We start from the raw sequence: 25991 nt of genomic DNA, 5'->3' as shown, positions 1-25991 counted from the left end.
TTGCCCGCGGGTGGGGTGATGGTGTCGTTGGAGGCCTCGGAGGAGCAGGCGGTGTCCTGGATCGAGGAGGCCGCTGCTGGTGAGCTGGTGTCGCTGGGTGCGGTCAACGGCCCGTCCTCGGTGGTGGTTTCCGGTGCGGAGGCGGCTGTGGAGCGGGTGGCGGAGCTGGCCAGGACGGCCGGTTGCCGTGCGCGGAGGCTGCGGGTGAGTCAGGCGTTCCATTCGCCGTTGGTGGAGCCGGTGTTGGAGGAGTTCGCGGCGGTGTTGCGTGAGGTGTCCTTCGGTGAGCCGGGCATCGCGGTGGTCTCGAACGTGACCGGTTCGGTCGCGGAGGCGGGCGAGTTGGCTTCGGTCGATTACTGGGTGCGGCATGTCCGCGAGGCCGTGCGGTTCGCCGATGGGGTGGAGTGTCTGGTCGAGCGGGGTGTGACGGAGTTCGTCGAGGTCGGTCCCGAAGCGGTGCTGAGCGGTCTGGTGCAGGGCCGTGGTGAGGGTGTGGTCGCGGTTCCGGCTGTGCGGGTGGGTCAGGGTGAACTGGCGTCGTTCGTGCAGGGGTTGGCGCGTCTGTACACGCGTGGTGCTCAGGTGGCGTGGCCGACGCTGCGTCCCGGGCGCCGGGTCGCGCTGCCCACGTACGCCTTCGACCGGCAGCGTTTCTGGCCCCGGCGCTCCGCACCGGCCGGGGTGGACGCGGCCGTCGGGTCCGTGGGCCTCGAAACCACCGGACACCCGCTGCTCGGCGCCAGGGTCGGCCTGGCCGACGGCGACGGCGTGCTCCTCACCGGCAGGCTCTCGCTGGCCGAGCAGCCCTGGCTCGCCGACCACGCGGTGCTCGGCACCGTGCTCTTCCCCGGCGCGGGCTTCGTCGAGATGGCGCTGCGGGCCGGCGACGAGGTCGGCTGCGACGGCGTCGAGGAACTGACGCTGCACGCCCCGCTGGTGCTGCCCGAAGGCGTCACCGCGCGGGTCCAGCTGACGGCGGGCGACGCGGACGAGGAGGGGCGGCGCTCCTTCGCGGTGTACGCGAGGACCGGCGACGCGGGAGCCTGGGTCACCCACGCCACCGGTGTGCTGTCCCCGGCCAAGGCGGCACCCGAGCCGCTGCCCGAGGCCCAGGTGTGGCCGCCCGAGGGCGCCGTACCCGTCGAGGTGGACGGCCTCTACGACACGATGAGCGAGGGCGGCTTCGCCTACGGCCCCACCTTCCAGGGGCTCACGGCCGCATGGCGCCGCGGCTCCGAGGTGTTCGCCGAGGTGCGGCTGCCCGAGGGCGGGGACGCGGGCGACGCGGGCGACTTCTGCCTGCACCCCGCCGTGCTCGACGCGGCCCTGCACGGCGTCTCCCTGCTGGAGGGCTCCGGTGACAGCGAGCCGCCGCGCGGTCTGCCGTTCGCCTGGGAGGGCGTGCGCCTGTACGCCACGGGTGCGGCCGCCGTGCGCGTCAGCCTCGCCCCGGCGGGCACCGGCGGCGTCACGGTCACCATGACCGACGGTGCCGGGCTGCCGCTGGCCTCCGTCGACACGCTCGTCCTGCGCCCGGTCACCGGCGACCAGCTGCGCGCCGCGCGCGGCCGCAACGACTGGCTGTACCGCACCGGTTGGGCCGAGCTGTCCCCGGTCGCGGCCGACGCGTCCCGGCCCGCCTGGGCCGTCGTCGGTGACGAGGCCGCCGCGCTCACCCGCGCGGCGGACGCCGACACCGAGGCGTACGGGGACCTCGCGGGCCTCGCCGCGGCGATCGACGCGGGCACCCCTGTGCCGGACGCCGTCGTCGTCGCCTGCCCCGACCTCTCCCGAGGCGGGATCGACGTACCGGAGGCCACGAAGGCGGCCACCGCCTGGGCGCTGGAGACGGCGCAGGCCTGGCTCGACGACGACCGGTTCGCCCCGTCCCGTCTGGTGCTGCTCACCCGCAACGCGGCGACCCTCGCGACGGGGATCTCCGAAGGACACGGCCCCGAAGGACACGGCCCCGAAGGCCAGAGCCTCGAAGGGCGGGGAGCAGTCGGGCAGGGGCCCGACCCGGCGCAGGCCGCGGCCCGCGGTCTGCTGCGCTCGGCCCAGTCCGAACACCCCGACCGCATGGTGCAGTTCGACCTGCCGGCCGACCCCGCCGACGACACGGCGGCGGCACTCGTGCCCGCGGTCCGGAGCGCCCTCGCGGCCGGAGAGCCCGAACTGGTTCTCCGCGACGGCGCGTTGTGGGCGCCCCGGCTGGCCCGCGCGGTCCCGGCGGCCCCCGCCGGAGGGACCGACGACGAGCAGGCGCCGGTCTGGGACCCGAACGGCACCGTCCTCGTCACCGGCGGCACCGGGGTACTCGGCAGCGCCGTGGCCCGTCACCTGGCGGGCGAGCACGGCGTACGCCATCTGCTGCTGCTCGGCCGCCAGGGCCCGCAGGCCGCGGGCGCGCGGGAGCTGGTGGCCGAACTCGCCGAGCTCGGCGCCGAGACCACGGTCGCCGCCTGCGACGTGGCGGACCGCGACAGCCTGGCCGCCGTCCTCGCGGACATCCCCGCCGACCGGCCGCTGCGCGGCGTGGTCCACTCCGCGGGCGTCGTGGACGACGGCGTCATCTCCTCGCTGACCCCCGAGCGGGTCGACACCGTGCTGCGGCCCAAGTCGCAGGCCGCGTGGAACCTGCACGAGCTCACCGCCGACCTGGACTTCTTCGTGCTGTTCTCGTCCGCGGCCGGCGTCCTCGGCGCGGTGGGCCAGGCCAACTACGCCGCGGCCAACACCTTCCTCAACGCCCTCGCCGAGCGCCGCAGGGCCCAGGGCCTCGCGGCGCACGCGCTGGCCTGGGGCCTGTGGGAGCAGCGCAGCACCATGTCGGGCGTCATGAGCGAGCAGGACCTCGCCCGCGTCTCCCGCGGCGGCATGTCGGCCCTGTCCATCGAGGACGGCCTCACGCTGTTCGACGCGGCACTCGCCGCGGGCGACCCCGTGCTCGTCCCGATGGCGTTCGACCCGGCCGCCGTCCGCGGCGAGGCCGCCGGAATCCCCCCGGTGATGCGCGGCCTCGTCCGCACCACCTCCCGGCGGACCGCGGGCGCCGAGCCCACCGGAGGACTCCGCGACCGGCTGCGCACCCTGTCCGCCGCCGCCCGCGAGGAGGCGCTGCTGCAGCTGGTGCTGCGGCACGTCACCGCCGTACTCGGCTACGCGCCCGACAGCGCCCTGGAGTCCGACCGGGCCTTCTCCGAGCTCGGCTTCGACTCGCTGACCGCGGTGGACCTGCGCAACCAGCTCGCCACGGCCACCGGGGTGCGGCTGCCCGCCACCCTCGTCTTCGACTACCCGACGCCGGCGGCGCTCGCCCGCCACCTGCGCTCCGAACTCGTCGGCGAGGACGCCGACGCGGCAGCCCCGGCCCTCGCGGCGCCGGTGGCGTCCGGCGACGACGACCTGATCGCCGTCATCGGCATGAGCTGCCGCTACCCCGGCGGCGTCCGCACGCCCGAGGAGCTGTGGCAGCTGGTCGCCGAGGGCAGGGACGGTGTCACGCCGTTCCCCGAGGACCGCGGCTGGAACGTGCGCGAGCTCGTCGACCGGGACGGCCGCCGCGCCAACACCAGCTACGTCGGCGAGGGCGGATTCCTGCACGACGCCGCCGAGTTCGACCCCGAGTTCTTCGGGATCTCGCCGCGCGAGGCGCTCGCCATGGACCCGCAGCAGCGCCTCCTCCTGGAGACGACCTGGGAGGCGTTCGAGTACGCGCAGATCGACCCCGCCACCGTGCGCGGCAGCAGGGTCGGCGTCTTCGCCGGGCTCATGTACCACGACTACGCCGCCCGGCTGCACTCCATCCCCGAGGAGGTCGCGGGCTTCCTCGGCAACGGCAACACCGGCAGCATCGCGACCGGCCGCCTCTCGTACACGTTCGGGTTCGAGGGTCCGGCGGTGACGGTGGACACGGCGTGCTCGTCGTCGCTGGTGGCGCTGCACCAGGCGGCACAGGCGCTGCGGCAGGGAGAGTGCACGCTGGCCCTGGCGGGCGGCGTCGCCGTGATGGCGACCCCGGACTCCTTCGTCGAGTTCAGCCGACAGCAGGGCCTCGCGCCCGACGGCCGCTGCAAGTCCTTCGCGGCCGGTGCCGACGGCACCACCTGGTCGGAGGGCGTGGGCCTGCTCCTGGTGGAGCGGTTGTCGGACGCGCGGCGCAACGGGCACGAGGTGCTCGCGGTGGTGCGGGGTTCGGCGGTGAACCAGGACGGCGCGTCCAACGGCCTGACCGCGCCCAACGGTCCCTCGCAGCAGCGGGTGATCCGCCAGGCGCTGGCCAGCGCCGGTATGACGGCCGCCGAGGTCGACGTCGTCGAGGCGCACGGCACCGGCACCCCGCTCGGCGACCCGATCGAGGCCCAGGCCGTCCTCGCCACCTACGGCCGGGACCGCGCCGACGAACAGCCGCTCCTGATGGGCTCGTTGAAGTCCAACTTCGGTCACACGCAGGCCGCCGCCGGTGTCGCGGGCATCATCAAGATGATCGAGGCGATGCGGCACGGCGTGGTGCCGAAGACGCTGCACGTCGACGAGCCGACACCGCATGTCGACTGGACCGCGGGCGCCGTGGAGCTGGTGACCGAGAGCCGCGCGTGGCCGGAGACCGGCCGCCCGCGCCGGGCCGCCGTCTCGTCGTTCGGCATCAGCGGTACGAACGCCCATGTCGTCCTGGAGCAGGCGCCGGTGGAGAAGTCCGCCGAGCCCGTGGCGGACGAGCCGTCCGTCGAGCCCACCGGGAACGGCGTGGTGCCCTGGGCGCTCTCCGCACGGTCCGCCGCCGGTCTGCGCGGACAGGCCGCGCGGCTGCGGGAGTTCGCGGCCGCCGCGGAGGCGTCCGACACGGACATCGCCTGGTCGCTGCTCTCCGCACGGTCCGCGATGGAGCACCGCGCCGTGGTCACGGGCCGCACCCGCGAGGAGCTCCTGCGCGGCCTCGACGCCGTCATCTCCGGCGAGCCCGCCCCGCACACCGTCCTGGACCGCGCGAAGTCGGGCCGCTCCACGGCTCTGGTGTTCTCGGGTCAGGGGGCTCAGCGGGTCGGTATGGGGCGTGAGTTGGTGTCTGTTCCGGGCTTTGGTGAGGTGTTTGAGGAGGTGTGCGGTGCCTTTGACGGGGTGTTGGAGGTGCCGTTGCGTGAGGTGTTGTGGGCCGAGGAGGGTTCCGAGGCTGCTGGGCTGCTGGATGAGACGGTGTATACGCAGGCGGGTTTGTTTGCGTATGAGGTGGCGTTGTTCCGGTTGTTGGAGCGGTGTGGGGTGCGTCCTGATTACGTGATGGGGCACTCGGTGGGTGAGTTGGCTGCGGCTCATGTGGCGGGTGTGTGGTCGCTTGGGGATGCGGTGCGTGTGGTGGCGGCGCGGGGTCGGTTGATGCAGGCGTTGCCCGCGGGTGGGGTGATGGTGTCGTTGGAGGCCTCGGAGGAGCAGGCGGTGTCCTGGATCGAGGAGGCCGCTGCTGGTGAGCTGGTGTCGCTCGGGGCCGTCAACGGGCCGTCCTCGGTGGTGGTTTCCGGTGCGGAGGCGGCTGTGGAGCGGGTGGCGGAGCTGGCCAGGACGGCCGGTTGCCGTGCGCGGAGGCTGCGGGTGAGTCAGGCGTTCCACTCGCCGTTGGTGGAGCCGGTGTTGGAGGAGTTCGCGGCGGTGTTGCGTGAGGTGTCCTTCAACGAGCCGGGCATCGCGGTGGTCTCGAACGTGACCGGTGAGGTTGCCGGTGCCGGTGAGCTGACCGGTGTCGATTACTGGGTGCGGCACGTCCGCGAGGCCGTGCGGTTCGCCGATGGGGTGGAGTGTCTGGTCGAGCGGGGTGTGACGGAGTTCGTCGAGGTCGGTCCCGAAGCGGTGCTGAGCGGTCTGGTGCAGGGCCGTGGTGAGGGTGTGGTCGCGGTTCCGGCTGTGCGGGTGGGTCAGGGTGAACTGGCGTCGTTCGTGCAGGGGTTGGCGCGTCTGTACACGCGTGGTGCTCAGGTGTCGTGGCCGACGCTGCGTCCCGGGCGCCGGGTCGCCCTGCCCACGTACGCCTTCAACCGGCAGCGCTACTGGCTGGACGCCCCCGCCGCCACCGGCGACGAGCACAGCTCCGAGGTCGACCAGGCCTTCTGGTCCGCGGTGGAGGGCGAGGACATGGACGTCCTGGCCCGCACCCTGGGCGTCGACGAGGAGGAGCGGCAGGCGCCGCTGCGGGAGATCCTGCCGGTCCTCGCCGACTGGCGCCGCAGGTCCAAGGAGCGTTCGGACCTCGGCGAGCTCTGCTACGACGTGAACTGGCGCCCCCTCGCCGAGCCGGCCGCACAGCCGACCGGCACCTGGCTGCGGATCACCGCGGGCGGGCCGGTGGCCGCCGAGTGCGCCGCGGCCCTGGAGCAGCAGGGCCTCGACGTCGTGACCGTGGACGTCTCCGCCGACCTCGCGGGCGCCACGGACCCCGGGGCCCTCGCCGAGCGGCTCCGTGCCGCGCTCGCGGACACGCCGGTGCGCGGCGTGCTGTCCCTCCTCGCGCTGGCGGACGGCCAGGACGACGCCTGGCCGCTGGCCGCCACCCACGCGCTGGTGCGCGCCCTGGGCGAGGCGGACGTGACGGCGCCCCTGTGGTGCGTCACCCGGGGCGCGGTCGCCGTCGCCGCCGCCGAGGAGGCCAGGCCGGACCAGGCGCAGGTCTGGGGCCTCGGCCGCGTGGCCGCACTGGAGCACCCGGAGCGCTGGGGCGGACTCGTCGACCTGCCCGAGGAGTTCGGGGCGCGCGACGCCGCACGGCTGGGTGCCGTCCTGGCCGGGACCACCGGCGAGGACCAGGTGGCGCTGCGCGTCGGCGGGCTCCTCGCCCGGCGGCTGCGGCGCGCCCCGCTCGCGGTCACGGCGGGCGGCGAAGGCTGGACCCCGGGCGGCGCGGCCCTGGTCACCGGCGGCACCGGCGCCCTCGGCGCCCACGTGGCCCGCTGGCTGGCGCGCTCGGGCGCCGAGCACCTGGTGCTGACCAGCCGCAGGGGCCGCGAGGCCCCCGAGGCCGCCGCCCTGGAAGCCGAACTGACCGGCCTGGGAGCCAAGGTGACCATCGCCGCGTGCGACGTCGCCGACCGGGGGGCGCTGGACGCGCTGCTCGGCGTCCTCGCCGCCGACGGCGTGCGCGTCACGTCGGTGCTGCACACCGCGGGCGTCGCCCAGTCGAGCCGCATCGACGAGACGGAGGCGCACGACGTGACCGCCATCAGCGCGGGCAAGGTCGACGGCGCACGCCACCTCGACGAGGCCTTCGCCGACACGGAGTTGGACGCGTTCGTGCTGTTCTCCTCCACGGCCGGCGTCTGGGGCGGTGCGGGACAGGGCGCCTACGGAGCGGCCAACGCCTACCTCGACGCGCTCGCCGAGCGGCGCAGGGCGCGCGGTGCCGTCGCCACCTCGGTGGCGTGGGGACCGTGGAGCGAGGGCGGCATGGCGGCCCGCGACGACGCCGAGGCGCACCTGCGCCGACGCGGCGTGCGGGCGCTCGCCCCCGACACCGCGCTCACCCTGCTCCGGCACGCGATCGACCAGCGGGTGGCCTGCCTGACGGTGGCCGACGTCGAGTGGGAGAAGTTCGCCCTGTCGTACACCTCGACGCGGCCCAGCACCCTGCTGTCCGACATCCCCGAGGCCCTGCGGGCGCAGGCACCGGCCGAGCCCGCCGAGGACGGCGCCGACGAGCTCGTGCGACGCCTTTCCGGGCTCTCCGGCGCCGAGCGGCAGCAGGCCCTGACCGAGCTGGTGCGCACGCACGCGGCGGCCGTGCTCGGACACACGGGGATCGCGGCGATCGAGGCGGACAAGCCGTTCCGCGACGTGGGCTTCGACTCGCTCGCTGCGGTCGAGTTCCGCAACCGGCTGACCGAGGCCACCGGGCTCGCCCTGTCGGCCACCTCGATCTTCGACTACCCCACCCCGGCCGAGCTCGCGGAGCACCTGCGCTCCGAACTGGGCGAGGACGAACTGTCGGAGAAGTCCGTGCTCGCCGAGATCGACCGGCTCGAGGGCAGGCTCGCCGCGGTCGCGGCGGAGTCCGCCCCCTCGCCGGACGTCCTGGCCAGGCTGACGGCCCTGGTGGAGCGCTGGTCCTCGGACGCGCCCCGCGAGGCGGCGGCCGAGCACCTGCAGTCCGCGTCGCGCGACGAGGTCTTCGACTTCATCGAGAACGAGCTCGGCCTGTGAACCACGGCAGTCCGGGAGACACGAACGGTCCGCCGCACGGCGGCCGACCGTCGGGAACGAGCGGGTCGTCGCACGGCGGCGGGCCCGTGGGTACGAACGGGCCCGCGTCGAGCGGTGGTCCGGGAAGCGTGAGTGGGCCCGTGCACGGTGGCGGGCCTTCGGGAACGAGTGGGGCGTCGCATGGCGGCGGGCCCGTGGGTACGAACGGGCCCGCGTCGAGCGGTGGTCCGGGAAGCACGAACCGGCCCGCCCACCGCGGCGGGCCCCTGGGCACGAGCGGCGAGCGGCAAGGCGTAAGGCGGCGAGACACACGAATGGGATCCACCATGGATGAGGACAAGACTCTCGACTACCTCAAGCGGGTCACCGCCGACCTGCACAAGGTCCGCGGCAGGCTGCGCGAGGTCGAGGACGCCGACCGGGAGCCCATCGCCATCGTGGGGATGAGCTGCCGGTTCCCCGGCGGCGTCGGCTCCCCCGAGGAGCTGTGGAAGCTGGTGGTCCAAGGGGCCGACGGCGTCAGCGAGTTCCCCACGGACCGCGGCTGGGACCTGGCCGCGCTCTTCGAGGGCGGCCCCGGCCAGGAGGCGGGATCGGCCACCCGCGCAGGCGCGTTCCTCCACGACGCCCCCGACTTCGACGCCGACTTCTTCGGTATCTCGCCGCGCGAGGCCCTCGCCATGGACCCGCAGCAGCGCCTCCTCCTGGAGACCTCCTGGGAGGCCATCGAGCGGGCCGGGCTCGACTCCAAGGCGCTGCGCGGCAGCAGGACCGGCGTGTTCGTCGGTACCAACGGCCAGGACTACGCCACCCTCATGCTCGGCAACAACCAGTCCGAGCTGGCCGGTTTCATGGGCATCGGCAACGCCGCCAGCGTCGCCTCCGGCCGCATCGCGTACACCTTCGGCTTCGAGGGCCCGGCGCTCACCGTCGACACGGCCTGCTCGTCCTCCCTGGTCGCCCTGCACCTGGCCGCGCACGCACTGCGCAAGGGCGAGTGCACCATGGCCCTCGCGGGCGGCGTGACGATCATGTCGACGCCCAGCATGTTCACCGAGTTCACCAAGCAGCAGGGCCTCGCCTCCGACGGCCGCGTCAAGGCGTTCGCCGCCGCCGCGGACGGCACCGCCTGGGGCGAGGGCGTCGGCGTGCTGCTCGTCGAGCGGCTCTCCGACGCGCGCCGCAACGGCCACCGCGTCCTCGCCGTGCTGCGCGGCTCCGCCGTCAACCAGGACGGCGCCTCCAACGGCCTGACCGCGCCCAACGGCCCCTCCCAACAGCGGGTCATCCGCCAGGCGCTGGGCAACGCCCGCCTCTCGGCCGCCGAGGTCGACGTCGTCGAGGCGCACGGCACCGGCACCACCCTGGGCGACCCGATCGAGGCCCAGGCGCTGCTGGCCACCTACGGCCAGGACCGCCCCGAAGGGCGCCCGCTGCTCCTCGGCTCCGTGAAGTCCAACATCGGGCACACGGCGGCCGCCGCGGGCGTGGCCAGCGTCATCAAGACCGTGCTCGCCCTGCGGCACGGCGTGGTGCCGCCCACCCTGAACGTGGACGAGCCCACCCCGCACGTCGACTGGACGGCGGGCGACGTCCGCCTCGTCACCGAACCCACCGACTGGCCGAGCACCGGGCAGCCGCGCCGCGCGGGCATCTCCGCGTTCGGCGTGAGCGGCACCAACGCCCACGTGATCCTGGAGCAGTTCGAGGACGAGGCCGCCGAGAGCGGACAGGCCGAGCCCGCCGAGACGTCCTCCCCGGCCCGCGCGCCGCTCGCCGCGGACGGCGCCACCGTGCCGTGGGTCGTCTCCGGCCACACCCCGCGCGCGCTGCGCGAACAGGCAGCCCGGCTGCGCGAGTTCGCCGCCGGCGCCGACGCGGGCACCCTCGCGACCGGCCGGGCGCTCGCCCTGCGGCGCACCGCGCTGCGGCACCGCGCCGTCGTCCTGTCGGGGGAGCGGGACGGCCTGCTCTCCGGCCTCGACGCCGTCGTGGGGCAGGAGACCTCCGCGCACGTCGTGACGGGCGAGGCCGCCTCCTCCGACGCCAAGGTGGTCTTCGTCTTCCCCGGCCAGGGCTCCCAGTGGGCGGGCATGGCCATCGACCTCATGGCCGCGTCCCCGGTGTTCGCCGAGGCGATGCGCGAGTGCGCCGACGCGCTGGCGCCGCACCTCGACTGGGACCCGATCGAACTGCTGCGCAGCGGCGAGAAGCTGGAGCGCGACGACGCCGTCCAGCCCGTGCTGTGGTCCGTGATGGTCTCCCTCGCGCGGCTGTGGCGCTCCCTGGGCGTCGTGCCCGCCGCGGTCGTCGGCCACTCGCAGGGCGAGATCGCCGCCGCCTGCGCGGCCGGCGCGCTGTCCCTGGCCGACGGCGCCCGCCTCGTGGCCCTGCGCAGCCGGGTGTTCAACGAGCACCTGTCCGGCAAGGGCGCCATGTACTCGCTCTCCGCGACGCCCGAGCAGGCCGCCGCGCTCATCGGGGACCGGGCCGGGGTGTGGATCGCCTCGACCAACGGCCCCGAGTCCACCGTCGTGGCCGGCGACCTCGACGCGCTCGCCGAGGTGAACGCCGAGGCCGAGGCCGCCGGGCTGCGCCCGCGGAAGGTCGGCATCGAGTACGCGTCCCACACCCCGCACACCGAGCGGGTGCGCGAGCAGCTCCTGGAGCTGGCCGCGCCGGTCGCCCCGCGCGCCGGGGACACCCCGCTGTACTCGACCGTCACCGCCGCGCCCGTGCCCGGCGAGAGCCTGGACGCCGAGTACTGGTACCGCAACCTGCGCGAGCCGGTCCGCTTCCACGAGACCATCCGGCTGCTCCTGGACGAGGGCAACACCGCCTTCGTGGAGGTCAGTCCGCACCCGGTCCTGATGACCGCGGTCCAGGACACGGTCGCCAACCAGCCGGCGGGCGCCCGCTCCGCCACCGTCACCGGCACCCTGCGCAGGAACGACGGCGGCACCCGCAGGCTCCTGACCTCGCTGGCCCAGCTGTGGACCGGCGGCGTCCAGGTCGACTGGGACGCGGTGTACGGGCCGGACGCCGCCGACGCCGTCGACCTGCCCACCTACGCCTTCCAGCGCAAGCGCTACTGGCTGTCGGCGGGCACCGGCGGCGCGGCCGACGTCTCCGGCGCCGGGCTCTCCCTCGTGGGGCACCCGCTGCTGTCCGCGGGCGTCGAGGCCGCCGACGGCGACCGCTACGTACTCACCGGCAGGATCTCCACCCGCACCCACCCCTGGCTCGCCGACCACCAGGTCCTCGGCCGCGTCCTCGTGCCCGGCACCGCCCTGGTCGAACTCGCCCTGCGCGCGGGCGAGTACGCGGGCTGCGACCAGGTCGCCGAACTCATCCTGGAGAGCCCGCTGGCCCTGGCCGCCGAAGGGCCCGGCGTCGACGTCCAGGTCACCGTCGGCGAGGCCGACGAGGCCGGCGCCCGCCAGGTGCGGATCTTCTCCCGCGCCGCCGGTGCCGAGGGCGGCGCGCAGGAGTGGACGGGCCACGCCAGTGGCACCCTGACCGCGGAGCCCGCCGCCGCGCCCGCGGCCGAGCAGGCCGCCTGGCCGCCCGCCGACGCGACGCCGGTGCCCGTCGAGGGCCTGTACGAGCGGCTGACCGAGTGGGGCTACGCCTACGGCCCCGTCTTCCAGGGGCTGCGCGCCCTGTGGCGGCGCGGCGACGAACTCTTCGCCGAGGTCGCCCTGGACGAGCGGGGCGGCGCGGACGCCGCCCGGTTCGGCGTGCACCCGGCGCTGGTCGACGCGGCGCTGCACAGCCAGATCGCCACCGCCCTCGACCAGGACAGCGGCGTCGAGCCGAGGCTGCCGTTCTCCTTCGGCGGCGTACGCCTGCACGCCACCGGGGCCACCACGGCCCGCGTCCGGCTCACCCCGAACGGCGCCAACTCCCTGTCCCTGACCATGACCGACCCCGCGGGCCTGCCCGTGCTCACCGTCGACGAGCTCACCTCACGGCCGGTGGCCGCCGCCGACGTCCGCGAACAACCGCGCGTGGACGGGCTGTTCCGCCTCGACTGGGTGGCGCTGCCCGAAGCCCCCGGGACCGCGGCGGCCGGGCGCCTGGCCGTGCTCGGCGGCGCGGGCGCACTGCCCGAAGCCGAGGAGACCGTCCGCTTCGCCGGCCTCGCCGCGCTCCAGGACGCCGTACGCACCGGGGAGGAGCTGCCCGGCGTGGTGCTCCTGCCCGTCCCCGCCGGGTGCGACGACACCGTGGCCGCCACTCGCGAGGTGACCGGCGCCGTCCTGGAGGCGCTGCAGGCCTGGCTCGCCGCCGAGGAGACCGAGACCGCGACCCTGGCGGTCGTCACCCGTGGCGGTGCCGCCGCCGTGCCCGGCGACGGCGTCGACCCGGCGCACTCCGCGGTCCGCGGCCTGGTGCGCTCGGCCTGCTCCGAGAACCCCGGCCGGATCGTCCAGATCGACCTGGACGGCGACGCCCGCTCGGCCGCCGCCCTGCCCGCCGCCGTCACCGCGGCCGTGGCCGCGGGGGAGACGGAGAGCGTGGTGCGCGCCGGCGCCCCGCTGGTGCCCCGGCTGGCCCGCGTGGCGCCCGCCGACACCCTGGTCCCGCCCGCCGACGGCGCGTGGAGCCTCGACGTGGACGGCAGCGGCACCCTCGAAGGGCTGCGGCTCGTGTCGTGCCCGCAGGCCGAGGCGCCGCTCGCCGAGGGCCAGGTGCGCGTGGAGGTCCGCGCCACCGGCGTGAACTTCCGCGACGTGCTGCTCGCCCTCGGCGTGGTCGACGTCGCCAAGTCCTTCACCGAGATGGCCTTCGGCTCCGAGGGCGCGGGCTTCGTCACCGAGGTCGGCCCCGGCGTCACCGGCGTCGCCGTCGGCGACCGCGTCATGGGCCTGCTGTCCGGCTCGTACGCGGGACCGCTGGCCGTCACCGACGCCCGCACCATCGCGCCGATCCCCACCGGCTGGTCGTTCGCCCAGGCCGCCGCCGTGCCCACCGTGTTCCTCACCGCCTACTACGCGCTGCAGGACCTCGCCCGCGTCAAGGAGGGCGAGTCGCTGCTCGTGCACGCCGCGGCCGGCGGCGTCGGCATGGCCGCCGTCCAGCTCGCCCGGCACTGGGGCATCGAGGTGTACGCCACCGCCAGCGAGCCCAAGTGGCCGACCGTGCGGGCCGCCGGCATCCCCGCCGAGCGCCTCGCCTCCTCGCGCACCCTGGACTTCGCCGAGACCTTCCGCGAGGCGAGCGGCGGCCGGGGCGTCGACGTCGTCCTCAACTGCCTGGCAAGGGAGTTCACCGACGCCTCCCTGGACCTCCTGGTGCCCGAGGGCCGGTTCATCGAGATGGGCAAGACCGACATCCGCGAGCCGGAGGCCGTCAACGCCTCGTGGCCCGGCACGTTTTACCGCTCCTTCGACCTCGGCGAGGCGGGCGCGGGGCGGATCGGCGAGATGCTCACCCACCTCGCGCAGCTCTTCGAGGAGGGCGTGCTCTCCCCGCTGCCGGTGACCACCTGGGACGTCCGCAGGGCACCCGAGGCCTTCCGCTACCTCAGCCAGGCCAGGCACGTCGGCAAGGTCGCCCTCACCATCCCCACGGCGACCCTGGACGGCACCGTCCTGGTCACCGGTGGCACCGGCTCCATCGGCGCCTCCGTGGCCCGGCACCTGGCCGAGCGGCACGGCGTCACGGACCTGGTGCTCACCAGCCGCCGCGGCCCCGAGGCGCCCGGCGCCGCCGAACTCGTCGCGGAGCTCGCCGAACTCGGCGCCACCGCCCGCGTCGTGGCCTGCGACACCGCCGAACGCGCCGACCTGGCCCGCCTGTTGGACGGCATCGAGGACCTGCGGGGCGTGGTGCACGCCGCGGGCGTCATCGACGACGGAGTGCTCACGGCCCTGGACCGCGAGCGGCTCGACACGGTGCTGCGGCCCAAGGTCGACGCCGCGTGGCACCTGCACGAGCTCACCCGCGGCAAGGACCTCGCCCTGTTCGCGCTGTTCTCCTCGGCCTCCGGAGTGTTCGGCGCGCCGGGCCAGGCCAACTACGCGGCGGCCAACGCCTTCCTGGACGGCCTCGCGCACCACCGCCGCCGCCTCGGACTGCCCGCGCAGTCCCTGTCCTGGGGGCTGTGGGCGCAGGCCAGCGGCATCACCGGCGAGCTCGACAAGGCCGACCTCGACCGGATGGCACGCACCGGTGTGCGGGCCCTGTCCACCGCCGACGGCCTCGCCCTCTTCGACGCCGCCACCGGCGACAACCACACCCACACCGTGCCCGTGCAGCTGGACCCCGCCAAGTTCACCGGCGACGTCGCGCCCCTGCTGCGCGGCCTGGTCAAGGCCCCCGCCAAGCGGGCCGCGTCCACCGCCGCCGCGGACACCGGGACGGGCGGCGGGCTCGCCCAGCGCCTGGCGCTGCTGTCGCCGAGCGAGTGCGAGGAGCTGCTCACCGAAGAGGTGCGCCGGCAGGCCGCGGTCGTCCTCGGCCACGACGACACCGAGACCGTGGGCGCGGAACGGCCGTTCAAGACCCTCGGCTTCGACTCGCTCACCACCGTCGAGCTGCGCAACCGGCTCAACGCGGCCACCGGCCTGCGGCTCTCGGTCACCCTGCTGTTCGACCACCCCACGCCCGCGGCCGTCGCGGCCCACCTCAAGCAGCAGCTGCTCCCGGAGATCGACCCGGCCGCGCTCGCCGCGACCCAGCTCTCCGCCCTGGAGGCGCTGCTCGACGAGGTCACCGAGGACGACCCGGGGCGCGCGAACCTCACCGTGCGGCTGCGCGCGGTGCTCGCGAAGTGGACCGAGAGCGAGACCTCGGGCGACTCGGTCGACCTGACCGACGCGACCGACGCGGAACTGTTCGAGCTCATGGACAACAAGCCATGGTCCAGCTGACCGGCAGGCGGGCCACCCCGCTGCCATGTGAACCCACCTGCTGACTGCATTTGTTGGATCGGAAGAGGATTGGATGTCGAACGAGCAGAAGCTCCGCGAGTACCTGAAGCAGGCGGTTGCCGACGCCCGCGACTCCTACGCACGGCTGCGCGCCGTCGAGGAGGCCGCCCGTGAGCCGCTCGCCGTCATCGGCATGAGCTGCCGGTTCCCCGGCGGGGTGCAGACCCCCGAGGACCTGTGGGAGCTGGTCGCCGAGGGGCGCGTGGGCATCGCGGACTTCCCCGCGGACCGCGGGTGGGACCTGGGGGCCCTCTACGACCCGGAGGGGCTGCGCCCGCGCAGCTCGTACATCCGCAAGGGCGGATTCATCGACGGCGCCGCGGACTTCGACGCCGAGTTCTTCGAGATATCCCCGCGCGAGGCCCTCGCCATGGACCCGCAGCAGCGGGTGCTCATGGAGGCCTCCTGGGAGGCGTTCGAGCGGGCCGGGATCGACCCGGGCACGCTGCGCGGCGAGAGCGCGGGGGTCTTCGTCGGCGGCGTCCTGTCCGGCTACGGCTCGAACGTGGGCAACACGCAGGACAGCGAGGGCTACCTGCTGACCGGCAACGCCTCCAGCATCTTCTCCGGACGGCTCTCCTACACGTACGGGTTCGAGGGCCCCGCCGTCACCGTCGACACCGCCTGCTCCTCCTCGCTGACCGCGCTGCACCTCGCGGCGCAGTCGCTGCGCAACAAGGAGAGCTCGCTGGCCGTGGTGGGCGGCGTGATGGTGATGTCGACCCCGGCCGCCTTCACCGAGTTCAGCAAGCAGCGCGGGCTCTCCCAGGACGGCCTCGTCAAGGCGTTCGCGGCCGCCGCGGACGGCACCGCCTGGGGCGAGGGCGTCGGCGTGCTGCTCGTCGAGCGGCTCTCCGACGCGCGCCGCAACGGCCACCGCGTCCTGTCCGTCATCCGCGGCTCCGCGGTCAACCAGGACGGCGCCTCCAACGGCCTGACCGCGCCCAACGGCCCCTCGCAGCAGCGGGTCATCCGGCAGGCGCTCGCCAACGCGGGCCTCGCCGCGTCCGACATCGACGCCCTGGAGGCGCACGGCACCGGCACGACCCTGGGCGACCCGATCGAGGCCCAGGCGCTGCTGGCCACCTACGGCCAGGACCGCCCCGAGGACAGGCCGCTGCTGCTCGGCTCGGTGAAGTCCAACATCGGCCACACGCAGTCGGCGGCCGGCATCGCGGGCGTCATCAAGATGGTGCTCGCCCTGCGGCACGGCGTGGTGCCGCCCACCCTGAACGTGGACGAGCCCACCCCGCACGTCGACTGGACGGCGGGCGCCGTCGAGCTGGTGACCGACGCCGTCGCCTGGCCCGAGACGGGCAGGCCGCGCCGCGCCGCGGTCTCCTCGTTCGGCATCAGCGGCACCAACGCCCACGTCATCCTCGAACAGGCCCCGGAGCCGCAGGAGCCGGAGGCCGGGGAGCCGTCCGCGGGCGACGCCGCGACCCCGGTGCTCACCGGCGTCACCGCGCCCTGGCCGCTGTCCGCCAAGAACGACGCCGCGCTGCACGAGCAGGGCGCCCGGCTGCGCACCTTCCTCGCCGACGCGGGCGCCCCCGACGCGGACACCGTCGCCGCCGCCCTGGTCCGCACCCGGGCCTCCTTCGCCCACCGCGCCGTCGTCCTCGGCGACGAGCGCCCCGCGGCCCTCGCCTCGCTCGCCGACGGCACGGCGGACGCGCCGGGCCTGGTGCACGGCACCGCGCGCGCCGGCGCCAAGGTCGCCTTCGTCTTCCCCGGCCAGGGCGCCCAGTGGACCGGCATGGCCACCGGACTCCTCAAGTCCTCGCCGGTCTTCGCCGAAGCCCTGCGCGCCTGCGCCGACGCGCTCGCGCCGCACACCGACTGGCGGCTGCTCGACGTGCTCGGCGACGAACAGGCCCTGGGGCGCGTCGACGTGGTGCAGCCCGCCCTGTGGGCCGTCATGGTCTCCCTCGCGAAGGTCTGGCAGGCCGCGGGCATCACCCCCGACGTCGTGGCGGGCCACTCGCAGGGCGAGATCGCCGCCGCCTGTGCCGCGGGCATCCTCTCGCTGGAGGACGGGGCGCGCCTGGTCGCGCTGCGCAGCCGCACCATCGCCGAGGACCTCGCGGGCCAGGGCGGCATGGTCTCCCTCGCCGCGTCCGCCGAGCGCGCCGCCGAACTCCTCGAAGGACGCGAGGGCGTGTGGGTGGCCGCCGTCAACGGCCCCGGCGCGACCGTCGTCGCGGGCGCCCCCGAGGTGCTCGCCGAGGTCTCCGAGGCCGCCGAGGCCGCGGGCGTCCGCGCCCGCACCATCCCGGTCGACTACGCCTCCCACACCCCGCACGTCGAGAGCGTCCGCGAGCGGCTCCTCCAGGTCGCCGAGCCCGTCGCGCCCCGCGCCGGGTCCGTGCCCATGCACTCGTCGGTGACCGTGGAGCCCCTGGCCGAGGGCCAGGCCGACGCGCGGTACTGGTACCGGAACCTGCGCGAGCCCGTGCGGTTCGCCGAGACGGTCACCGCGCTCCTGGAGCGCGGCATCGACACGTTCGTCGAGATCAGCCCGCACCCGGTGATCGCCCCCGCCATCGAGGACCTCGCGGCCGCGGCGGGCCGCGACGACGTGGTCGTCTCCGGGACGCTCCGCCGCGACCAGGACGAGAGCACCGCCCTGACCCGCGCCGCCGCCGCGCTGTGGACCCGCGGCGCCGCCATCTCCTGGGACGCCTTCCTGGACGGCGCGGCGGCCACCGCGACCCCGGCCGACCTGACCGAGGCGGCCGAGCTGCCGACCTACCCGTTCCAGCGGCGCCGCTTCTGGATGGAGGGCCCCGCGGGCACCGGGGACGCCGCGGGCATCGGGCTCGACCCCGTCACCCACCCGCTGCTCGCCGCCGCAACGATCCCCGCCGAGTCCGGCGCGGCCGTCTTCACGGGCCGGATCTCCCTGCCCACCCACCCCTGGCTCGCCGACCACGCGCTCATGGAGACCGTGCTCCTGCCGGGCACCGCCTTCCTCGAACTCGCGCTCGCCGCGGGCCGGGAGAGCGGCTGCGGCCGGGTGCAGGAGCTCACGCTGGAGCGCCCCCTCACTCTCACCGCGGACGCGGGCGTCACCCTCCAGGTCCAGGTCGCCGAGGCCGACGGGACCGGTGCGCGGACCGCGACCATCCACTCCCGGACCGGCACCGCAGACCAGGACGAGCCCGCCGAGTGGATCCGGCACGCCACCGCCACCCTGACGGCCGAAGAGCCCCAGGATCCGGGGGAGTTCGGTGACCTCCAGGGCGCCTGGCCGCCCGCCGGTGCCGCCCCCGTCGAGATGGGCGACTTCTACGGAGCGCTGTTCGAGCGCGGCTACGAGTACGGCCCCGCCTTCCAGGGCCTGCAGTCCGTCTGGCGCCGCGGCGACGAGGTGTTCGCCGAGGTGGCCCTGCCCGAAGAGGCGGCCGCCGACGACTTCCTCGCCCACCCCGCCCTCCTCGACGCCGCCCTCCACGCCATGGGTCTGGGCGGTCTGTTCGGGGACGAGGGCACCGTGCGCCTTCCGTTCGCCTGGTCCGGCGTACAGAGCCTGAGCGAGGGCGCGACCTCGCTGCGCGTGCGGCTGACCGCGGCCGAGGGAGACGGCGACGGCGTACGGCTGCTCGCCACGGACGCCGCGGGCACCCCCGTCGCCTCCGTGGACGAGCTGGTCCTGCGCCCGCTCTCCGCCGCCGACGTGCGCGCGGTCCCCACCCGGTCGCTGTACGTCCCGCGCTGGGACGCCTGGCGGCCCGCGACCGCCGAGGCGCCCCGCACCGCCCCCTGGCACCCGGACACCCCGCTCGCCGAAGTCCTCGCCGCCGACCCCGAGTTGGTGCTGCTCGACTGCACGGCCCAGGGCCTGCCCGCCGGCGACGACGTACCGGCCGCGGCCCACGCCCTGACCGGCGCCGTGCTGGCCCGTGTCCAGGAGTGGCTCGCCCGGGAGACGCCCGCCCGGGCCCGGCTCGCCGTGCTGACGCGCGGCGCCGTCGGCGTCGCGCCCGAGGAACTGCCCGACCCGGTGCAGGCTCCCGTGCACGGCCTGCTGCGCTCCGCCCGGTCCGAACACCCGGACCGCTTCCTGCTGGTGGACACCGACGGCGAGCCCGCAGAGGTCCTCGCCGATGTGCTCGCCGCGGCTGTCGCCGAGGGCGAGCCGGAGGTCGCCCTGCGCGGCGACGCCGCGTTCGTCCCGCGCCTGATCCGCCCCGACGCCCCGGCTCTTGACGGCGGCGGTGTGTCCTGGTCCGGTGAGGGTTCGGTGCTGGTGACCGGCGGCACCGGCGTGGTGGGTGCCGCGGTCGCGCGCCACCTGGTGACCGCGCACGGCGTGCGTGAGCTGGTGCTGGTCAGCCGTCGCGGCGAACAGGCCCCGGGGGCAGGCGAGTTGGTGTCCGCCCTGGAGGAACTGGGCGCCAAGGCGCGGGTGGTGGCCTGTGACGTGGCCGATCGCGCCGCGGTGGAAGAACTGCTGACGGAACTGCCCGACGTGCGCGGTGTCGTGCACGCGGCGGGTGCGGTGGACGACGCCGTGGTGACCGGTCTCTCCGCGGAGCGGCTGGAGTCGGTGCTGCGGCCGAAGGTGGATGCCGCCTGGCACCTGCACGAGGCCACGCGCGAGCGCGACCTCGAACTCTTCGTGCTGTTCTCGTCGGCGGCCGGTGTCTTCGGCTCGCCGGGTCAGGCCAACTACGCGGCGGCCAACGTGTTCCTGGACGCGCTGGCCGTACGCCGCCGCGCCGAGGGACTGCCCGCGCAGTCCCTGTCGTGGGGTCTGTGGGAGGAGACCAGCGAACTCACCGCCACCCTCAGCGAGGCCGACAGGGCCAGGCTCGACCGCGGCGGACTCCAGATGCTCGGCACCGAGGAGGGCCTCGCCCTCCTCGACCAGTCGCTGGCCCTCGACGCCCCGCACCTGGTCCCCGTACGCCTCGACCTGTCCCGCGCCCGCGCCGAGGACCGGCAGGTGCCCCCGCTGCTGCGCGCCCTGGTGCGCACCCCCGCGCGCCGCGCCGCCGGTGCCCCCGCGGGCCGCGGCTGGCGCGCGCAGTACGAGGCGACGCCCGAGGACGCGCGCGAGAGCATGCTCGTCGACCTCGTCCGGGCCCAGGTCGCCGCCGTGCTCGGCCACTCCGGTGCCGACGCGGTCCCCGTCGACCGCGGCTTCAAGGATCTGGGCTTCGACTCCCTGACCGCCGTGGAGCTGCGCAACCGGCTCAACGAACTCACCGGCACCCGGCTGCCCGCGACCCTGGTCTTCGACTACCCGACACCGGCCGCGCTCGGCGCCCACCTGCACGGCCTCCTCGCCGGCACGACCGAGCGGCGGCACAGCGCGGTGGCGCGGGTCGTGGCGGACGACGAGCCCATCGCGATCGTCGGCATGAGCTGCCGCTTCCCCGGCCACGTCGACTCGCCCGAGGAGCTGTGGCAGCTGCTCGCCGACGGCGGCGAGGGCATCAGCGGCTTCCCGACGGACCGCGACTGGGCCCTCGACTCGTTCTTCGACCCCACGGGCGAGCGCCCCGGCACCTCCCTGGTGGACCAGGGCGGATTCCTGCACGACGCCGCCGACTTCGACGCCTCCTTCTTCGGGATCTCCCCGCGCGAGGCCGTCACCATGGACCCCCAGCACCGGATGCTCCTGGAGCTGTCCTGGGAGGCCATCGAGCGCGCGGGCGTCGACCCGACGCGGCTGCGCGGCAGCAGGACCGGTGTCTTCTCCGGCCTGATGTACCACGAGTACGCGGCGCGCCTGCGCTCCGTCCCCGAGGACGTCGCCGGCTTCCTCAGCAACGGCAACGCGGGCAGCGTGGCCACCGGCCGCGTCTCCTACACCCTCGGCTTCGAGGGCCCCGCCGTGACCGTGGACACGGCCTGCTCCTCGTCCCTGGTCGCGCTGGACATGGCCGTCAGCGCCCTGCAGCGCGCCGAGTGCGACCTGGCGCTCGCCGGCGGTGTCACCGTGATGTCGACCCCGACGATCTTCGCCGAGTTCACCCGCCAGCGCGGCCTCGCGCACGACGGCCGCTGCAAGGCGTTCTCCGACGCCGCGGACGGCATGGGCGTCGCCGAAGGCGCCGGCATGGTCCTCGTCGAGCGGCTCTCCGACGCGCGCCGCAACGGCCACCGCGTCCTCGCCGTCATCAAGGGCTCGGCCGTCAACCAGGACGGCGCCTCCAACGGCCTGACCGCGCCCAACGGCCCCTCGCAGCAGCGGGTCATCCGGCAGGCGCTCGCCAACGCGGGCCTCGCCGCGTCCGACGTGGACGTGGTGGAGGCGCACGGCACGGGCACCTCGCTCGGCGACCCGATCGAGGCCCAGGCACTGCTCGCCACCTACGGCCAGGAACGTGACGGCAACCAGCCGGTCCTGCTCGGCTCGGTGAAGTCCAACATCGGGCACACCCAGGCCGCCGCCGGTATCGCGGGCGTCATGAAGATGGTGCTCGCCCTGCGGCACGGCACCGTGCCAAGGACCCTGCACGCCGAGCGGCCCAGCGAGCACATCGACTGGACCGCGGGCGCCGTCGAACTGGCCACCGAGGCCGTCGCCTGGCCCGAGACGGGCAGGCCGCGCCGCGCCGCGGTGTCCTCCTTCGGCATCAGCGGCACCAACGCCCACGTCATCCTCGAACAGGCCCCCGACGCCGAGGAGCCGGAGCGGGACGTCCGGCGGCCCGAGCCCGTGCTCGCCGCCGCCGAAGGCGCCGTCCTGCCGTGGCTCGTCTCGGCCAAGTCCGCCGCGGCCCTGCGCGGCCAGGCCGAGCGGCTGCGCGCCCTCGCGGCCGAAGGAGCCGACCCCGCGGCGACGGCCGCCGCGCTCATCGGCGGCCGCACCGCGTTCGACGAGCGCGCGGTCGTCCTCGCCGCCGACCCGGCGGGCTTCGCCGAGGGACTCGCGGGCCTGGCCCGCCAGGACACCGAGGTGCCCGGGCTCGTCTCCGGGACCGTGCGCCCCGGCGCGAACGTGGCCTTCGTCTTCCCCGGCCAGGGCGCCCAGTGGACCGGCATGGCGCTCGGTCTGATGGAGTCCTCGCCGGTGTTCGCCGCCGCCCTGCGCGAGTGCGCCGACGCGCTCGCGCCGCACGCGGACTGGAACCTGCTCGACGTCCTCGGCGACCAGCAGGCCCTGGAGCGCGTCGACGTGGTGCAGCCCGCCCTGTGGGCCGTCATGGTCTCCCTCGCGAAGGTCTGGCAGCACTCCGGCATCACGCCCTCCGTGGTCGTCGGCCACTCCCAGGGCGAGATCGCCGCGGCCTGCGTGGCCGGTGCCCTGTCGCTCGCCGACGGCGCCCGCCTCGTGGCGCTGCGCAGCCGCGTCATCGCCGAGGAGCTCGCCGGACGCGGCGGCATGGCCTCGCTGACCGTGCCCGCCGACGAGGCGCAGGCCCTCATCGACCGGTACACGAACCCCGACGGCGCCGCCGACCCCGCCACCGGCGTGGTCATCGCCGCCGTCAACGGCCCCGGCGCGGTCGTCGTCGCCGGTGACGAGGGACCGCTCCAGCAGCTCCTCGACGGCTGCGAGGCCGACGGGATCCGCGCCCGCCGCATCCCCGTCACCTACCCCTCGCACGCGCCCCAGGTCGAGCTCATCAAGGACCGCCTCCTCAAGGAGCTCGGCGACATCAGCCCGGCGCGGCCCCAGGTGACCTGGCGCTCCACCGTGACCGGCGAGGAGATCCGGGGCCCGGAGGCCGACACCGAGTACTGGTACCGCAACCTCCGTCAGCCGGTGCGCTTCGCCCAGGTCGTCGCCGACCTCATGGAGAGCGGCGTCGACACCTTCGTCGAGATCAGCCCGCACCCGGTCACCACCGCGGCCCTGGAGGACGCCGCGCTGCAGTCCGGCGGCCGCGAGGTCGTCGTCACCGGCACCCTGCGCCGCGACGAGGACGAGCGCACGGCCCTGCTGCGCAACGCCGCCGCCCTGTGGACCCGCGGCCTCGGCGTGGACTGGACCGCGCTCACCCCGGCCCCGGACGAGCGGGCCGACGCCGTCGACCTGCCGACGTACGCCTTCCAGCGGGAGCGCTACTGGCTGGACGCGCCGCAGGACTTCGGGGACCCGGGCGGTGTCGGCCAGGAGGCCACCGACCACCCGGTGCTCGCCGCGGCCGTCGTGCCCGCCGGCACCGACACCATCCTGTTCACCGGCAGGCTCACCGCCCCGGCCGCGGCGTCGCCCGCGGAGCACACCGTGCTCGACACGCCCGTGCTGCCCGGCGGCGCCCTGCTCGACTGGGCGCTGTACGCCGCGGACCGCCTCGGCCTGCCCGGCGTCGCGCACCTGGAGCAGCACGAGCCGCTGCTCCTGGCCCCCGACGGAGCCGTCCGCGTCCAGGTGATGGCCGCGGCGCCCGACGACTCCGGACACCGCCGCCTCACCGTCCACGCACAGCCCGACGGCGACGCCACCGCGGAGTGGACCCTGCACGCCACCGCCGAGCTGCGCCCCGCGGCCGAGGAGACCGACGAGGCGTACGGGCGGCTCGCGGGCACCTGGCCGCCGGCCGACGCCACCCCGGCGGACACGGCGGGGCTCTACGGCGAACTCTTCGCCGCGGGGCAGCAGTTCGGCCCCGCCCTCCAGGGACTGCGCGCCGCCTGGCGCACCGGCGACGACGTCTACGCCGAGGTCGAGCTGCCCGAGCAGGCCGCCGACGGCCTGGCGCCGCGCGCCGCGCTGCTGGAGTCCGTCTGCCACGCCTGGCGGCTGACCGACGCGGGCGGCCCCGGCACCGCGGGTGCCCTGCAGCCCACCGTCTGGCGGGGCGTGCGGGTGCGGGCCGGCGGCCTCGACACCGCCACCGGCACCGACGCGGCCGACGACGCCCGGATCGTACGGGTCCTGCTGTCCCCGGCCGACGACGGCGCCCTGCGGGTGCGCGCCACCGACGCCGACGGCACCCCGCTGCTCGGCGCGGACCGGGTCGAGCTGCGCCCGGTCACCGCGGCCCGGCTCCGCTCGGCCGGTGCCACCGCGGCGCGTTCGCTGTACGAAGTGCGCTGGGAGCGCCGCGGGTTCGACGAGCCCGCGGAGCCCGGGCGTTGGCTCCTGTGGGACGGCACGCGGTCGGCCGAGGAGATCGAGGCCGCCGTCGCCGACGGCGTGCGGCTCGTCCTCCTGGACGCCGCCGCGCTCGACGCCCACGCCCGGCGGGAGAGCGGTGGCGAGCACCTGCCGCAGCGGGTCCGCGAGGCGGTGACCGCCGCCCTCGCGCGCGCCAAGGAGTGGCTCGCCGACGAGGCGCTCGCCGACGCGAGGCTCGCCGTGGTCACCCGGGGCGCCGTCGCCGTGTCGGGCACCGGCCCGGTGGACCTCGCACAGGCCGCCGTGCGCGGTTTCCTGCGCTCGGCCCGCGCCGAACACCCGGACCGCTTCGTGCTGGTGGACACCGACGGCGAGGCCGCCGACGTGCCCGTGGCCGTCCTGGCCGCGGCCGTCGCCGCCGACGAGCCGGAGATCGCCCTGCGCGACGGGGAGACGTACGTACCCAGGCTGGCCCTGGTCGGCACGGACGCCGCTGCCGCCTCCGACGGCGGTGTGTCCTGGTCCGGCGAGGGTTCGGTGCTGGTGACCGGTGGCACCGGCGTGGTGGGTGCCGCGGTGGCGCGGCACCTGGTCGCCGCGCACGGTGTGCGGGACGTGGTGGTGGCGAGCCGTCGGGGCGAACAGGCGCCGGGGGCTGGCGAGTTGGTGTCCGCCCTGGAGGAGCTGGGTGCCAAGGCGCGGGTGGTGGCCTGTGATGTGGCCGATCGCGCCGCGGTGGAGGAGTTGTTGGCGGGGCTGCCGGACGTACGTGGTGTCGTGCATGCGGCGGGTGCGGTGGACGACGGTGTGGTGACGGGTCTGACGGTGGAGCGGCTGGAGTCGGTGCTGCGGCCGAAGGTGGATGCCGCCTGGCACCTGCACGAGGCCACGCGCGAGCGCGACCTCGAACTCTTCGTGCTGTTCTCGTCGGCGGCCGGTGTCTTCGGCTCGCCGGGTCAGGCCAACTACGCGGCGGCCAACGTGTTCCTGGACGCGCTGGCCGTACGCCGTCGCGCGGAGGGTCTGCCCGCGCAGTCCCTGGCGTGGGGTCTGTGGGAGGAGACCAGCGAACTGACCGCCACTCTCAGCGAGGCCGAGCTGCGGCGCATGAGCGCCGGCGGTGTCCTGCCGTTCAGCACGGAGGAGGGGCTCGCCCTCTTCGACCGTGCGCTCACGAGCGGCCTGCCGCACACCGCGCCGGTCCAGCTGGACCGCGCCCGGCTGCGCGGCGGCGAGGACACGCCCGCGCTGCTGCGTGGCCTCGTGCGCTCGGCGCCGCGCCGCGCCACGACGCCGGACGCCCAGGCGCTGCGCGGCCGCCTCTCCGCGCTGCCCGCGGCCGAGCGGCAGGAGGCCCTGCTCGAGACGGTGCGCGGGCAGATCGCCGCGGTCCTCAAGTACGGCACGGGGGACCAGATCTCGGCCACCCGGCCGTTCACGGAGCTCGGCTTCGACTCGCTGACCGCCGTCGAACTCCGCAACCGCCTGGCCCGGATGGCCGGCACGAGGCTGCCCACCACGCTCGTCTTCGACTACCCCACGCCCGAGGCGCTCACCGGTCGTCTGCTCGGGATCCTGCTGCCCGAGACGGAGGCCGAGGAGTGGGGCAAGGAGACCGTCGACCGGCTGGAGGCCATGCTCGACGACGAGCGTGACGAGGCCGAGGTCAACAAGCTGACGGCCCGTCTGGAGACCCTGCTGCTGCGCTGGCGGGAACGCTCCAGGACGCTGGCCGGCGCCGCGCCCGGCGGTGACAGGGCCCAGGACGTCGGGGCCGACGAGCTGAGCGAGGTCAGCGAGGAAGAGCTGCTGCGCTACATCGACGACGAGATCGGGCTGAGCTGATG

General features: G+C 75.4%; 3 protein-coding genes. All 3 read left to right on the top strand.

Annotation, left to right across the window (positions count from 1 at the left end):
• The first annotated feature begins 18 nt into the window (after window positions 1-18).
• The 3 genes from ACZ4D5_RS40985 to ACZ4D5_RS40975 all read left to right on the top strand — a co-directional run bounded on the left by ACZ4D5_RS40985 (window position 19) and on the right by ACZ4D5_RS40975 (window position 25989).
• Window positions 19-8184, top strand: a complete 8166-nt coding sequence (locus ACZ4D5_RS40985; protein ID WP_467777598.1) for a type I polyketide synthase — start codon at window positions 19-21, stop codon at window positions 8182-8184.
• Between the two features lie 326 nt (window positions 8185-8510).
• Window positions 8511-15062: an SDR family NAD(P)-dependent oxidoreductase gene (locus ACZ4D5_RS40980; protein ID WP_467777597.1), complete on the top strand. Its 6552-nt coding sequence runs from the start codon at window positions 8511-8513 to the stop codon at window positions 15060-15062.
• A gap of 73 nt (window positions 15063-15135) precedes the next feature.
• Window positions 15136-25989: a type I polyketide synthase gene (locus tag ACZ4D5_RS40975; protein ID WP_467777596.1), complete on the top strand. Its 10854-nt coding sequence runs from the start codon at window positions 15136-15138 to the stop codon at window positions 25987-25989.
• The last annotated feature ends 2 nt before the right edge of the window (window positions 25990-25991 follow it).

It is taken from the genome of Streptomyces sp. NPDC025651 (assembly GCF_055558735.1).
The sequence above is the reverse complement of the archived record's forward strand: the minus strand, read 5'-3'. Positions and strand labels throughout refer to the sequence as shown.

What these genes read in the sequence shown, in the direction of transcription:
- ACZ4D5_RS40985 (WP_467777598.1), top strand. Translation starts at nt 19, where the DNA reads ATGGTGTCGTTGGAGGCCTCGGAGGAGCAGGCGGTGTCCTGGATCGAG.
- ACZ4D5_RS40975 (WP_467777596.1), top strand. Translation starts at nt 15,136, where the DNA reads ATGTCGAACGAGCAGAAGCTCCGCGAGTACCTGAAGCAGGCGGTTGCC.
- ACZ4D5_RS40980 (WP_467777597.1), top strand. Translation starts at nt 8,511, where the DNA reads ATGGATGAGGACAAGACTCTCGACTACCTCAAGCGGGTCACCGCCGAC.